This is a genomic window from Sphingobium sp. BHU LFT2 (genome assembly GCF_018604485.1).
Classification (GTDB): Bacteria; Pseudomonadota; Alphaproteobacteria; order Sphingomonadales; family Sphingomonadaceae; genus Sphingobium; species Sphingobium yanoikuyae_A.
The window spans coordinates 1-14,400 of the sequence record NZ_JAFCGW010000024.1; the positions used below are offsets into that span (position 1 = coordinate 1).

At 62.3% G+C, this 14,400-nt stretch carries 11 protein-coding genes; 1 reads left to right on the forward strand and 10 read right to left on the reverse strand.

What is annotated here, in order from left to right; translation table 11 throughout:
* Positions 1 to 132: 132 nt before the first annotated feature.
* The 4 genes from JQK15_RS24225 to JQK15_RS24240 all read right to left on the reverse strand — a co-directional run bounded on the left by JQK15_RS24225 (position 133) and on the right by JQK15_RS24240 (position 7,066).
* Positions 133 to 435 carry a HigA family addiction module antitoxin gene (locus tag JQK15_RS24225; protein WP_214868778.1) on the reverse strand — a complete coding sequence of 101 codons (303 nt, stop codon included), beginning with the start codon at positions 433 to 435 and terminating at the stop codon, positions 133 to 135.
* Positions 435 to 716, reverse strand: a complete 282-nt coding sequence (locus JQK15_RS24230; RefSeq protein WP_214868780.1) for a type II toxin-antitoxin system RelE/ParE family toxin — start codon at positions 714 to 716, stop codon at positions 435 to 437. Before JQK15_RS24230 ends, JQK15_RS24225 begins: the two co-directional genes overlap by 1 nt.
* A gap of 1,217 nt (positions 717 to 1,933) precedes the next feature.
* On the reverse strand, positions 1,934 to 5,656 hold the full coding sequence (locus JQK15_RS24235) for a conjugal transfer protein TraG N-terminal domain-containing protein (RefSeq protein WP_214868782.1): 3,723 nt from the start codon (positions 5,654 to 5,656) through the stop codon (positions 1,934 to 1,936).
* A 15-nt stretch (positions 5,657 to 5,671) separates the two neighbouring features.
* Positions 5,672 to 7,066 carry a conjugal transfer protein TraH gene (locus JQK15_RS24240; RefSeq protein ID WP_502956880.1) on the reverse strand — a complete coding sequence of 465 codons (1,395 nt, stop codon included), beginning with the start codon at positions 7,064 to 7,066 and terminating at the stop codon, positions 5,672 to 5,674.
* A gap of 146 nt (positions 7,067 to 7,212) precedes the next feature.
* Between JQK15_RS24240 and JQK15_RS24245 the strand changes: the two genes are divergently transcribed.
* Complete coding sequence (locus JQK15_RS24245) at positions 7,213 to 8,355, forward strand: ATP-binding protein (RefSeq protein WP_251008013.1); 1,143 nt, start codon at positions 7,213 to 7,215, stop codon at positions 8,353 to 8,355.
* 14 nt (positions 8,356 to 8,369) lie between these two features.
* On the opposite strand, the gene JQK15_RS24250 is transcribed toward JQK15_RS24245, so the two are convergent.
* Genes JQK15_RS24250 through JQK15_RS24275 form a run of 6 tightly spaced genes read right to left on the reverse strand, consistent with a single transcriptional unit; the run spans position 8,370 to position 14,218 of the window.
* Positions 8,370 to 8,897 (reverse strand): hypothetical protein, encoded by a 528-nt coding sequence (locus JQK15_RS24250; protein WP_214868840.1) that lies wholly within the window; start codon positions 8,895 to 8,897, stop codon positions 8,370 to 8,372.
* 50 nt (positions 8,898 to 8,947) lie between these two features.
* Positions 8,948 to 9,775 (reverse strand): conjugal transfer protein TraF, encoded by an 828-nt coding sequence (locus JQK15_RS24255; protein ID WP_214868842.1) that lies wholly within the window; start codon positions 9,773 to 9,775, stop codon positions 8,948 to 8,950.
* A 23-nt stretch (positions 9,776 to 9,798) separates the two neighbouring features.
* Positions 9,799 to 10,347, reverse strand: a complete 549-nt coding sequence (locus tag JQK15_RS24260; RefSeq protein WP_251008014.1) for a S26 family signal peptidase — start codon at positions 10,345 to 10,347, stop codon at positions 9,799 to 9,801.
* Positions 10,348 to 10,369: 22 nt separating this feature from the next.
* Positions 10,370 to 11,185, reverse strand: a complete 816-nt coding sequence (locus tag JQK15_RS24265; RefSeq protein WP_251008015.1) for a type-F conjugative transfer system pilin assembly protein TrbC — start codon at positions 11,183 to 11,185, stop codon at positions 10,370 to 10,372.
* 19 nt (positions 11,186 to 11,204) lie between these two features.
* A complete protein-coding gene (traN, locus tag JQK15_RS24270) occupies positions 11,205 to 12,293 on the reverse strand; it encodes a conjugal transfer protein TraN (RefSeq protein WP_214868790.1) in 1,089 nt (362 codons plus the stop codon).
* Positions 12,290 to 14,218 carry a hypothetical protein gene (locus tag JQK15_RS24275; RefSeq protein ID WP_214868792.1) on the reverse strand — a complete coding sequence of 643 codons (1,929 nt, stop codon included), beginning with the start codon at positions 14,216 to 14,218 and terminating at the stop codon, positions 12,290 to 12,292. Before JQK15_RS24275 ends, traN begins: the two co-directional genes overlap by 4 nt.
* Positions 14,219 to 14,400: the final 182 nt, after the last annotated feature.

A 14,400-nucleotide genomic window follows, 5' to 3' on the forward strand; every position in this document is an offset into this window, starting at 1 on the left:
CGCCCAAACACTCGCCGGACTGCATGTCGTCGCGTTCGCTTGCATCATGATGAAGCAAGCTGCTGCCATCGCCGCCGGTTCATAACAGCCTCTAGGGGATAGGCAATCGTGGTTAAGATTCGGTGGGTGGGCTCAGGCGGCCATTTCCAGGCGCCCTACCTTTATCTCGTCCTCATGCTCGCGCGCCTGGGCGATATCATAGGCCGCCTGCATGCGCAGAAGCGTATCAGCCTTTACCCCAAACGCCTTCTCGAACCTGATCGCCATCTCGGCAGACAGGTTCGCATGACCATTGAGAAGGCCGCTCAGGGCCTGCCTGGACACCCCGAAGTGCCCGGCAAGTTCCTTGACGGTCACGCCATAGGGTTCAACCATCTGGCGCTTCAGCCAAGGCCCTGGATGGACGCTGATCGAGTGATGAAGCTTGATAGCCATCAGTGATAATCCTCCAAGTTGAGGTCGCCGATCGTCTTCTCGTCAACCATCGTGAATGTCATTCGCCAGTTCTTCGTGACGGTCATTGCGAACGTGCCTTTCCGATCCCCGATCAAGGGATGGAAGCCAAAGTTCGGCGGAACCGAAAGCTCATCTAGACCGCTGGCCGCAGCAATGAATGCGAGCATGTCAGCGATGCGCTCATGCTCCATAAGACCTTTGGCCTTGCCGGTTTCGGCGAAGCGGCGCAGGGCCTTATGGGTGATACTCTCGATGTCCATGTGTCAAGTGATACATGACACTGGTTGAACTGAATGTCAAGCGAGACTTGACACGAATTTCACTCGCAAGTTCACCCCTTCTCCTTGCCATCCCCCTGTCAGTAGCCGGCATAAAGCCCGGCCCGCGTCACCCATAACATCGGCGATCCCAACCTTTATGAGCATCGGCCGAAAATCCGGCCCATGTCTCAGCGCGTGACATGGGGTTTCGTCAGTTTCGTCGGTCCCCTCTGATAGCGTTTTTCGGAAATTGCCGAACAAGGCACGCGCCACCCAACTACCGCACATTTTCGCGGCAGTTCGTTCGGCTTAACGGGCGCAATTTTACGCCGGTTCTATACGAGACGCCAAGGGCCACCGTCACCATATGGTGATGCACCTCCATCACGGCGGTGGCTTGCCCATGGCAGCGACGAAATTCGTCGGCGGAGATCGTGCGGGGGGCTGTGCAGATTTGGAGACACCCTATTAGGGTTTGTAGGTCTATCGCAACGGCCCGAATTTTCGGGCGGCTGCAGCTTCCCCCCACGATTGGGTGCCCCCTGTGGCGGGTAAGGTGTCTTCATGACGCTGGTGCCTTGCAGTTGCGTCACGCGCCGCGACGCAACCTGGGCGACGGGCATGGCGAATAGGGGGTAATTACGACCGGACGCATCCACCGCGGGCATATCGCCACAGTGAAGGGGTAGGTGCATTGTACCGCCCCCCTCCGGACCTCTGCGCCACCATTTCGATATCGGTACAGTTAGGTGCATAAGGCACCAACTGAACCGGCTGCCGCTGGGCATGGGGACGCGCGCTGAAGCGAAGGCCGATGCTCTTGCCCCGATCCCGCTGACGCCTAATCCGATGACGGCTCTTTCGACCATTGACGACATCGTGGCGCGTGAAGCTGCCTATAGTGGATCGTCGTCTGGCCATTGAGCACATGCCGGAGAAACTGGAAGCAGCGGCCGAATTCTATTCCTCGGTAGCGGCCGGGTTCGCTCACGTCCTTTTCTTTCCGCCGATGGTGGCGCTCATTCTATCTTTGGGCTTCTAGAGGGTTTGGCTTGCATCTGAAAGTTCCGATCGAGATGAGGAGGGGGACGAATATTTCGAACGCAGACGTAAGCGCTACGGTCCTTCAGGAATGCTGCGCGAGTTCGATCCGCTCGATCCAGCGTCGGGGGCTTCATGGGTTGGAAATCCTCTCAACCCGTTAAACCCAGGATACATCAATCGGCACCCTTTTTAAAACTGGGATCACCGTCAAATGGACCTGCTTTCAAGTCTGTTGATAGCCGACCATTTCTCAGTATCGTAGTTTGTTCCATCGATGTTATTGGTGCTGTCAGGTCGACCACGCCCCGCCCGCTATCAGCATCGCCAAGATATCGATTTCTCAGACCCGTTGTACCAAGTATCTCGTTGGCGAGGCGGGTTGAGAAGGCTTCTGCTGGTTTAGCCGAACGAGCGGCCGCCTGTTCGGCATTCGCGAGTGCCTGCCGGACGTCATAGTTGACGATGCTCAGCTGTGCGGTAGCCGTTTCGTTAGTCATTCCGCTTTCTTGGCTCAACACACCCAGTGAGCCGCCTGCGCGGCCGAAGGCAATCCCGCGTTGGTTGCCCTTCGATCGTGCAGGTGCACCAGAGCCCGATCCACCTGAAACTTCTCCGCTGACGGAGATTGAGACGCCAGCTTGGTCCTGTGCGGAACGTGCGATCGTTCGTTCCCATCCAGTCTGAACCATGATCGCCTGCACATCCCGCTGAAGAGTATCTGCGACCTGGGGTTTGAGGCGCCAGTTGCCTTTACGGTCCATCTCAAATCCGCCGCGGAGCCAATCGGCCATCGCTGCTTTACCCTCCTCACCCCCGCCCATGAAATGTTCGATTGTGTCAGGTCCAGCCTGTTTTCCGGCTTCGAACCGCGTGCTTGTGTCGTTTCTCGCCGATCTCTCGAACCCCGCGCTACTGGAGACGAGAAGGTCATTATGCGCGAGGCTGAAGCGGGCGTGGCCGCCATTGGCGACAGCACCAAGTTGGCTCTCATTGAGAAGTCCAGCCTTCCACATCTGGGCCGCTGTCGCAGGTGTCAGGTTGAGGCTGAAATCGCCATTTTGATCCATGGCAATCTGCCGCTTGGTCATCTCAACGCCTTTGTCCTTGAGCAACGATTGCACGCGGGACAGGCGTTCCTTGTCGACGATGCTGGTCATCCTGGAATTGCGTGCGCGGTCAGCCACGCCGTCTGCGGCGCCCTCGGCCATGTCGACCTGGTTTCCTGCCCCGTCGGACAGAGCCCGGATGAAGCTATCGAGACGCGCAGCCTCTCTGGTCGACATTCCAGCTGCGGCTGCGCCTTCTGCAAAGCCAAAATTCTCGGACTGTCGGCGCTGTTCGCCTATCCGGGCTGCACCGCGCGTGCCATCTTGCCCGACCTCGCGTTGCGCATCGAGCTTGCCTGAGCGTTCGGCAAAATCATAACCGGCGGCCTCGCGGGTACGCCCGTAGATGCTCGTGCCCTGCCGGGCGGCCTCTGCGGTTGCGCCGTCGGCGGTGCCGACCTCACTCGCGGCCCGGTAGGTTTCAAGGGCATGCATGACCTGCGCTTCGCTGCGTCCAGTTGTGCGGGAGAGTTGGGATATGGCGGATGAGCGCGCTTCGCCGGAGAGGGCGTTGATGAAGGAAATGCGGCGGTTCATTTCATCCACCGGCAGGCCAAGCATCCGCGCTGCGAACCGCTGGCCGTCATTTCCGCCGGTTCGCCTTGCTTGTTCGGTCGCGACATTGCCTCGCTCGACGGCGGAAACCTCGTCGCCGGCATAGTCGCGGCGGCCTTCCATTGTGCCCACCTGCGTTTGCGCGCCGGTTAGCTCGTTCCGGAGCATCTGCTCTTGGGAGAAGCTATTGGCGATGAGCTTGGCGAAGATCGGATCGGCATGCGCTTGTGCTATCAAGCCGCTGGCCTTGAGCGCCGCATCTTCAGAGGAATCGCCCGCCCGCTCGAAATGCCGGCTCGCACCCTGCATCATCATGTTATAGGCGCGGGTGTCGCCAAAGGCGCGCCACTGGACGAGGTTCTGGGTGAACGAAGCAAACGCCTTTTCGCCGGCTTGACCTGCGCCGAAATAGCCGGTGCCCAGTTTTCGGAGCGCGTTCTTTTCCGCGAAATTGTGGATGGCGCCCGTGGCGGCTGCCGCCTGGACCGCTCCCCTGACCGATGGATCGGTGAGATCCCGGCCGGCAAGGGCGGGGGCGAGGCCCCCAAGCTCGCGGCCGGCGTCGATCCCGCCAAGACCCAGCGCTGCTTGGCCAGCAACGCCCCCATGCGCGCCTTCGACGGCGCCGGCGGCGCCGAAGGCGCGCGTGGCGCCAAAGCTGGACCGCGCGCCGAAATCCCCGAATGAGGAAGCGGCGGCGCGGCGAGTGCCCGTGCCGGCGGCAGACGCCTGGGCTTCGAGTGCGGAAGCGTAGCCTTCCGATGTCGAGACCGTCGCCGCCGCGGAGGATGCCTGCGCCGTGACGCCCAGCGATCCGCCGGTGAAGGACGAGAAGACATTGCCCGAGAAGCGGAAGACCGTGAACACGAAGGCGCCTGCGAGCCCGGCACCTGCGGTGCGGAAGCTGCCGAATATGGCGAGCGCTTTCATGGCGGAGGAAGGGGCGAGCATCCAGGCGTTGGCGGCAAGATGATTGGCCCGCATTTCGGCCAGCGTCGCGGTGGCCCGTCCAAGGGTCAGCTGGTAAATGCCGGCATCGATTACGCCCCACAGCGCTACGAAGACGAAGAGCCCGAGCGCAAAGCTCGCGACCCGCAGATTGATCGGTGTGAGGATGAAGAGAAGCGCGACCGGCACCATGAAGAGCATGATCCCGAAGACGACAGCGCGGATCGTCGGGAACCATTCATTCGCGGTCGACAGGGTCGCAAGCCCGCTCGATAGGACGGCCCGGTTGGCCATCACGCGCGAGGCCGTCGCCGGGCTGTCCTCGAAGAGAACATCGCCCACGCTATGCCCAAGCAGGATGTTGGTGAGGAAGGCCTGGGCGGTGAGCGGGGTGCCCATCATCATGTCGCCCATTTCGCCCAGATTGCTGCGGCAGCGCGCGAGTTGATCCGCCTTTGCAATATCGTAGCCGGTGCGGGCGCAGACCTGCGCCGAATAGCTTTCGAAGATGGCGGGATCGGACAGGCGATCGGCGATATGCTCCCAGGCCTCCTGACAGCTGACCGTCGTGCCGCCCTTGTCCGAGGCTGTGAAGACAGTGCTGAACGTCGATGGCCCGGCCATGGCAGCAAAGGCGGTAGGGAGGGCGGTGCTGGCGCGGAAGAGCTGGTCATCGTCAACGCCATAGGCCGGCGACACGCGCGCAACTGGGTAGCATTGGCGGACATAGTCCTTGACCGTTGCATCGAGGAAGCTGTCGGTCATGGGGCCGCGCGGCGAGACGGCGTTCAGGAACAGATCGAAGGCATGGCCGCCCGCGCCGAACTCGAGCTTGGCATGAGGATCGAGCGTATTGTCGTCGATCGTCTCGGCCAGCGCCCGTTCCATCATGTTGGTGACGCCGGCAACCAACACGATGAGGTTGGGAACGTCTCCCACCGGCTGGTAAGCGTTACGGACGCGGTCATAGACATGGACCGTGCCGGTGGTTGCGACCAGGCCGACGAAGAGGCCGATCCCCACCAGCATCTGGAAGCCGAACGCGACAAGACCCATGCCCGTGCCGCGGACCATGGCGAGGACAGCGCCCAGCGCCATGCCGACCACCGCCACGATCAGCACCAGCGTCTCGTAGCGCGGGTCGGCAAAGATCATCGAAACGAGGCGGAAAGCATTTACCGTCTCGGCAAAGCCATCATAGCTGTGGAAACTCGCTTCCAGAGCAAGGGCCGGCTCAGCGATGGCAAGACTGGTCAGGATCGCACAGAGGCGAACGACAAGGCGCATGGGAAAGGCTCCCCTTTAGCGATTGCGGTTTGTGGCGGTGCCGGCGGCGTCGCGGGCGTCCCGGTCGCGCTGACGGACCAGACCGGCATAGTTGGTCGAGAGGTGGGCCGCCTCAAGGGCTGCCATATAGGATTGGCGCATCTGCGAGCGCTGCCGCAGCACTTCTTCGCGCAGATCGCGAAGCTGCTCTATCCCCTTAGTGAGGATCCGGGTTTGGCAGATATTGGCGTTGCTGCTGTCCGCCGCGCCCGCCGCATTGGTGCCGCGCTCCGCATTGGTCAGCGCGAAATCGATGCTTCGGGTGAGGTCATTCAGCATCTGATAGGCAAGGGTCAGCGCTACCAGTTCGTCGGTATCGGCAATTACGGAGTCCACCACATCCTGGCGGACGCCCCACTCCAACATGCGATAGACAGGGAGGGTCCGGACGTTGGCGACAAACTGCCGTTCTTCGGCCGTCAGCGCGGCGCGTGTCCGGATTTTCTCGGCGATCGCTGTCATGCGTTCCCGCGTAAGGGTAAGCGCGCCCTTGGCTCCGTCGCGCGTGCAGTCGGCGCTGGTGGCAGGGATGCCCAGCGCACGCCGCATGACGCGGCCGCTCAGGAAGTCGTCGGAGGATTCGCTATCTTGGCCGGCGCAGGCCGGAATGGCAGAGAAAAGCGGCACCTTGTCGGTCGCATCCCAGCGCATATAGACGTCGCCCACCCGCGCGCGCATGACGGCGGCCCAGTCCGCCGCGCCGACCCGGTTTGCGGCGTGAGAGAGGAGCGATCCGGTCCTGAATATCTCCGTCACCTCAGCCGGGCAGTTGGCGAGCGCATCGCGCAGATCCTCGGTCGGATTATTGCCATTCGACTGGATTTTCTCGCGACTTTGCTGATAGCTTTTGGCATAACCCTCCTTGACCGATTTGTAGCCGGTCATCTCCTCGATGATGCCGGACATATTGTCGTCGCCCTTGGCGATCTGGACCATGCGGTTGGCGAGGCGGCAATCATTCACTTGAATTGAGTTCAGGTAATTGGTGGCCGCCTCCATCTTTGAAATGATGTTTCCCATCTTCTCATCGAGCGTTTCGAGAAGATATTGGAAGGCGACGGCAGGCGCTGCCTGAAGAATAGTTTCGAGCTTCTCGACGAGATAGTCGGGATCGAGAAAGGACATGCCGCCAAGAAACATGTCGATGCCGCCGCAGCCTGCCTTTACCTTGGGCAGCGTCAGGCTCATCAGATAGTCGTTATGGACGTCGATGCGGCCCGACATGCCGCCGGCGGTGACATAGCCGCGCGTCTGATCCTCGAAGCTGCCGGGGCTGGTATAGGTGACATTGTCGAACCAATGCTCCGCCCAGCTCTGAGCATAAGCCGGAGCGCTACAGGTGCAGGCCGACAGCAGGCTGGCGGCCACCATCGGAAGGCGCGAGGAATATGTCATGCGAACTCCTGCTACGGCTAGAAGGGCGAACGGATCCGTGATGAAAATGATATAACCTTGCAAATTTGGAATTCTGATCCAATAATACATGGATGATTACGAGATATGTTGCTGCGGAACTGATGTCCCGTCTGGAGGAAGCGCCGGCGGTCGCGCTTCTTGGTCCGCGCCAGGTGGGGAAAACCACGCTCGCTTTGGACATCGGGGAAGCGATGCCATCGATCTACCTCGATCTTGAGTCCGATGCAGATCAGGCAAGGCTGACGGATCCGGAACTTTATTTGTCCGCCCACCAGGACAAGCTCGTCATTCTCGATGAGGTGCACAGGCTCCCGGGACTTTTCCAGATTTTGCGAGGCCTCATCGATAAGGGACGGCGAGCAGGCCGACGCACCGGGCAGTTTCTTCTTCTTGGATCGGCGTCGATCGATTTGCTCGCGCAGTCGGGCGAAAGTCTTGCAGGGCGCGTCAGCTATCTGGAGATGGGGCCTTTGAACGCGCTCGAAGTAGGCGATCAGGAACTCAACAATTTGTGGGTGCGCGGAGGCTTTCCCGACAGCTTCCTTGCGTCGAATGACCGCGCCTCCTTGCGGTGGCGGCAGGATTTCATTCGCACTTATCTTGAACGTGACGTTCCCATGTTGGGGCCAAGGATCGCTGCAGAAACGCTGCGCCGTTTCTGGACCATGCTGGCGCATCACCAGTCGGGCCTTCTCAATGCATCGGATTTCGCCCGCGGCCTTGGCCTCGACTCCAAAACTATCGCAAATTACCTGGATCTTCTGGTGGATTTGCTGCTGGTCCGCCGGCTCGAGCCCTGGCACGGCAACAGTGCAAAGCGGCTGGTCAAGTCCCCGCGCATTTACGTCCGGGACAGCGGGCTCGTTCATGCCCTGCTTGGGATAGACAATGAAGAAGCCTTGCTTGGCCATCCTGTGGCAGGCGGTAGCTGGGAGGGCTTTGTCATAGAAGGCCTGATCGCGGCTGCGCCGGATGGAAGCAGAGCCAATTTCTATCGAACAGCGGCAGGCGCTGAAATCGATCTGGTAATCACGATGCCAGGCGGAGCAATCTGGGTTTATGAAATCAAGCGCAGCCTCTCGCCCAAGCTGGAACGAGGCTTTCACCATGCTTGCGAAGACCTGAAGCCGGCTCGCCGCACAGTGATTTATGCCGGTACTGAAGCTTATCCTTTGTCTCAGGACATCATGGTCATGTCGTTGCGAGAAGCCGCGCAGATATTGCGGGGCGCCGCGCAAAGCTAGGATGGCGGGTGTGATCATTGTTCGTGCGGTCTGGCGCGCTGCGGCCAGGACACGATCCCGGTGAATTTCGACATGGCGCGAACGGCGACGCCCACGCGCACGCCCGTCTGCATTTTCGCCGCAAGATAAAGGTTGCGGCTGATGTTGACCGCATGGTCCGTGCCAATGGCCACGGGTATGATGCGATTGGGGTCGGCCAGGGGCCGGACCCATGCAACTGGATGGCCGATCCAGGGGAGGCCAAGTCGGCCTGAACGGATTATCGCTTCCTGGGTCGTGATGGTCCGGATGGTCCAACCATAGCGGGCCTTCATCGCCCCAAGCTTGGTCCACAGATCGCCGCAGGGGAGGCAGCCGGGCGCCGTGCTCATTTCGATCACATAGGCCGAACCCTGGCCTTGCAGGGTCGCCTCAAAGTCGGGCGGATAGATGCTGGTGTGCGGAACGCGATCGAGCCAGCTTTTCATCTCCAGCTCGGTGCTGACCGGATGGACCGCGCCGCGCGCGGCTTCTGCTCGGTTCGGCGGTGCCGCGATACTCATTGTGGTAGTGCCCGCCGTCACCGCAACCGCGAAGAACATGTCCGCCGATCTCACGGCTGGGCGCCCTGGCTGACGGCCGGGTCACTGGCCGCAACCGGACCATTGGCGAGCGCGTCGAAGAAGCCATTCTCTTCGCCCGCGCCGGTCAGGAATTGCTCGGGACGAATGTCGCCGGAGAGCAGTTTTACGGCCTGATAGGCGGTCTGGATGATGTTGGGATAGGCCTCCACGCCATTGGCGATCACCATGCGCTGGGCCGAGCCGCGGCGGATCACCATGGTCGTGGGCGTGACCTCGACGCCGAAGCGGCTGGACAGCTCAGGTTTGCGATCAAGATCCTGGCTGCTGACCTGCCAGCCCATCTCCTCCTGGAAGCGCTGGAGGATCGGCCATTGGACGCGGCAATAGCCACAGCTGGCCCGTGAGAACATGATGAGCGCGAACTCGCCCCCCTTGGACCGGAGATAGGCACGGCGGGTGGCGTCCTTGTGCGCGCCCATGGCGTCGCGCGCGTGACCCACCACCGGATAGGCGGAGCGGGCGCTCAGTTCCGGGTGGGTGAGCATGGCGAGTTGGGTGACACCGGCAAAGGCGCGGGCCTTGCGCCTCGCAAAGTCCTGCAATCGCCAGAAATCTGCGACGGCATCGACCGTCAGCACCGTGGCGGCATAGTCGCGCTGTTCAGCAATGAGCTTGGCGATCCGGGGCGGGCTCCATTTGGCGAGCTCGGTCATCGGCGGGATGACAGGCGCTGGAGGCGGCTGGTCCGCGTCTGGTTCGCTGGGTTCCGCAGGCGTGGGCGCGTACCACCAATAGCCGAGTTTGGCGCTGCGGTTGGGCTCAGCGGCTCCCGATGGCGCAGTGGCCGCCAGTGCCATCGCGGCAGCGGCGACGCACCGCCTCACAGCACCCGCTCCATGCGGGTCAGGCGTTCGATCCTCACTGGTCCGAAATAGCGGCTGTCAAAGCCCTCAGGATGATCGGAACCAACATAGACGAAGCCTGCGGGAATGACATGGTCACCCCAGCGTAGATGATCGAGGCGCTGGCCATTGCGGCCCATCGGGCGGCTGATCCCGAGAAGTACGTCGCCGCAATAATAGCTGCTGTTGGTGACCCGGCCATCAAAGACGGAATGGCGCTCGACCTCGCGCAGGCGCTCGCCCGGCATGCACATCGCCCGCTTGGTGATGCTGACGGGGCGGGGACCGGCGATCGGATGGGACAGCGCGAACATGACAAGGTCACCCTTGCGGATTGCTCCCGGCACGGTGCGCACGGCCCAGGCGTCGATCGAAGGGCTCATCACGATGATCACGGCTGGGATCGCCTGCCAGGTGATCGTTGCCAGCGGGACAGTGATACCCAGCGCCAGCCAGAAGCGCCTGGGATGCACCTTCTGATCGCCGACCGGGCCGCCCAGCGCCAGCGCGGCTTCGCGCGGAAGCATTTTTAAACCGTGAAAAAGTCGGCTAGCGGCCAGCCAGACGAGCCGAAGCATCGCGCACCTCCTCCTTGCCGCCGAGGCGGGCATATTCATTCAGCAAGCCAGAAAGCGCTGCGTCGCCGAGCACGAGATGGGCCGCGCGAGGCGCGGTCTCGTCTTCTCGCTCGCAATAGGGTTGGGTCGGGTCGCCCGGCACCATGGCGAGGGCCGGCACGCGGGCGATGCCATGCTGGCGGAAGAGGATCGGATCGATCACCACCTGGACGCCCCGCATCGTGCAGGCAGGGCCTTCGCAGCCCGGATCGACGCGCAGCATTCGTGCCGTCAGTTCGGCCATCGGGCCGATCTTGGTGAGACCTCCGGGCACTCCGCGAAAGGCGATGACCCCGCCGACCCGCTCGAGCTGTCCGGCATAGGTCCATAACGTCTCGATCGGCATCGATGAGGACGCGAACAGCAGCGGCACCCAGGCCTTGGCCGGTGTACTTGAAGCGGCGGGTTCTGGGCTCGGAGCGCCATCGGGCGGTGCCATGCCCAACGTCTGATGAAGCCGGGCACTCATGGCCTGTTGCTCCGCGGCAAGTGCACTGGCTGCCTCGATTTGCGCCGCGCGCGCCTGCGCCTCCATCCGCGGATCGACCTGCCGTTTCCGCATGGCCTCAAACGCACGTCGTTTGAGAGCCGGAGAGGGGGTAGGGATGGCGTCAGGCCCGGCGTGCGCCGCTGAAGGTGCGCTGGCCTTGGCTTCGCGAAGCCGCTCCATGGCAGACGTCCCTTCGTCTGCCGATTGGGCCTCCCGGGCCTGCCCTGGCGCGACGCCGATAAGCGCGAGCGCAAGCATGAGCGGGGCCATATGGCTGTCAGGGATTGACGGTGCGCAGATAGGCATCGACCTTCTCCTCCATATCTTGTCGGATGTCGGACTGGGCGCGCGCCTCGATCTCCTCATAATATTGCGAGAGATCCATTCGGCTGAAATCGAGCGCCTGGAATTCTTCAGCGGTAAAGCCCCGACAATAGGGCTGCTTGGGTGTTCCCCAGCCCATGGCGTTGAAGGCGCTGAGCTGCGGGCGGCCCTGCTCCTGGATGATGCGGCCAAGCTTCGTGTTGAAGCAGCAATGGCCGCGCGCCTTCTGAATGCAGACGCCAAGCATTGACGAGGAGCAATAGGTGCCGACCTCGTGGCACATGCCTGAACCACGCAGCATGCCGGTTTCCATATCCTGCTGGTCGCAGCCCTGGAGCAGCACCTCCATCATGAAGTTGATGGCCAGGCTGATCGCGATCGAGGTGGGGTCTAGGCCGACGATGATGGCGTTAGCGCCGGCACTGGCCGCCTGTCCCGCCGTCGCGCCTGCCTTGAAGGCGAGGTAGGCCGCCTTGGCGCCGGTGAACACGCCCTTGGCGATCGCGATCTTGGTGGTGATGGAGCTGATAGAACCGCCCATGCCGTCTTTCACGATCTTGTCCCGGTCCTTGCAGCAATTCTGGAATGTGACGCTGGCGCCTGGCGGACGGCAGCGCAGCGCCCGGCCGCCGAATATCTCGATCGTGCCAAGACAATTGCCGTCGGCGTCGACCGGGCCGTCATTGTCCGGACCTGTATCGTCGACCAGAAGCTCATCCTCGACCGGATAGAGCGCGGTGTCGATGCAGGCGACCGGCGAGCAGGTCGGCGTTCCGCCTGCTGCAGGAACGAGGCATTGATGATCGTCCCCGAGCGGGCACCTATAGGCGCCTGCGGCGTCGGCCACGCAGGCTGTCTGCTGGATCGGGCATTGCGTGGCACCGCCGGCCATGGCGACGCAGCTCGCCATCTCGCCTTCGTCAGCCGCATCGCCATTGCCGTTCAGATCCGCCGCGCAGAGCTGGAAAGCCCATGCAGGCCCGGAAACGGTTATCGCCATGAGTGCGGCGCTCAGCAGTCCGAATATGATCCGCTGTCTCATGGCGTTCCCGCTCTGCAGGCAAGGTCGGAGCCAGCGAGGCGCACGGTCTGCATCATGACGGCGGCTTCAGGAAAATCATCAAGGCAGCCGCAGGCGGTGACCAGTTCCTCGCCGTCGCCCAAGGGGCAGACATTGTCCGCGGTGCAGCTATGATAGAAGCTGTTCCAGCCAGCCGGATCATTTTGGCTAGCCCCGACCACGCCCGAGATCGCGACGTCGCTGTTAGCCCTGGGCGCACGGGTCTTGCAGATCGGCTCGCAGGCCGGAACCGTCCCGCGATCGGGCAGGGAAAATGCCCGCGTTGAGGTCGAGAGGGACCCGTCGCTCGAGAGGGTGCGATCAGCGAGCAGGGTTTGGGTCGAATGGTCGATGATATAGGCGCTGCGCGACAGATCGGGCGCGCTGAGCTCACCGCTATCAATCAGGCATTTATAGCGGCGGTCCCGCTCGAAAAAGTCGCGGCTATACTGGAATGTGCAATTGCCAGTGCCGAACAAACGGGTCTGGGCGAGGGGTTTGAGACCGGTATTCACGCCGTTGGAGAATGTCGTGACACCATCGACGTTCTCGCTGTCGAGCCTGCACGCCGCGTCCTGCGTATAGCCCGCGCAAAGATCGACCAGCCGTTCAGAGACTTCGCACGACGTGTCGACCTGGACCTCGACCGTGACATAGCCCCAATTGCCATCGCCGCCGGCTCGCACGCGAGCGCCGACCGTCATGGCGCCGGCGCGCAGCTGGGGCGTGATGTCGATCGCGGTGCGATTATAATAGGCATCGCCGCTGATCCGGCAGTCACCAGATGGCAGGGCCTCACCCGTCCAGGGGCGCTTTCCGGCGTAGCCGACGATCTGGCCGTTGACCCGCGCCTGGACCCAATCGTCCGCGCCCATTTCAACAATGCGGGCGGAGACGATGCGTGCAGGTGCGATCGGGTCGAAGGTGGCTGTATGAATGGGCGGGACGCTGCCGCAAGTGCCGGAACCTCGGATCTGATAGCGGCGGCAGCCGGTGCCGCAGGGGATGACGGAGGTCACCGCTCCGGCAACACCCAATATGTCGTCAAAATCCCAGGGTTTGACGCTGATCTCCCGATCGATCGAGCAGCTGCGGGTGACTTCGGCCTTGCCGGTCGCTGACGCCGAACCGGCCAGCGCCTGGAAGACGCTGCTGCCTTGCGCGCTCGCACTGGCGTCCCCGCTGATCGCGGTTGAATCGGCCCGATAGCTGGTGGAAAATAACGAAGGGACTGCGCTACAGGCCGTCGTCTGGGCGCCGACATAGCGGATGACAGGCCCTTCGATGCTTGCCTGCGCTACCCCGATCCGGGGATCAGCCGTGGTGAGCGCGCCGATGATGCCGCCGCCCAGATCCTTGAGCACTGAATTGAGGTTGCCAAGCACCAGATTGCTGCCGCAGCTCGCATTGACGCAATAGCAGGCGGAGAGGTCTGTCAACGGGACTTGGCTGAGCTTGAGATTGCCGGACGACTCTACATCCCATTTGAAGGGGGTGCAGTTGTTCCAACTTCCAGAATCGCAGGAGACGATGCCGTTGGCACAGATGCCCGAGACCGGGGCGGGAAGGGTCAGATTTTGATCGAAGCTGCCGTCGAGATCACTGTCGCGCGCTATGCTCAAATGGGTGATGTCGCCGGTCGCGCCGGGCTGGACCAGCAGCTCGAGCATCGTGGCGCTCTTTTGGCAGGCGAGGTTGGCGGTGAAGCTTCGGCTGCTGTCGACGGTACTGATCGCCTCGCCGGCCAGCCCCGGGTTGAGGTAATTGCTGGTGATCGCGTCGCTGTCGCTCGACTTCGTCCGCGATGCAGCCGCCGCGGCGCGCGCGCGGGCCTCCATATCCTGCGCTTGGGCACCTTGCGACACGAGCACCACGCTGCCCATGAAGATGAGGATAATGCTCTTCATCGGAAGCCTCCGGGCGAACTGGAAATTTCCGCAGGGGGCAGACGAAAGGCCTGTCCGCTGGCTTTCACGCGGGCGCAGGCACGGCCTTTTAAAGGTGGTCAGCACGGCCGATATCGGATCAGGCGCTAGAGAGGGGGGGCACCCGATCCGAGCAGGGGGCTCACCGACCGTGCTAACCTTTC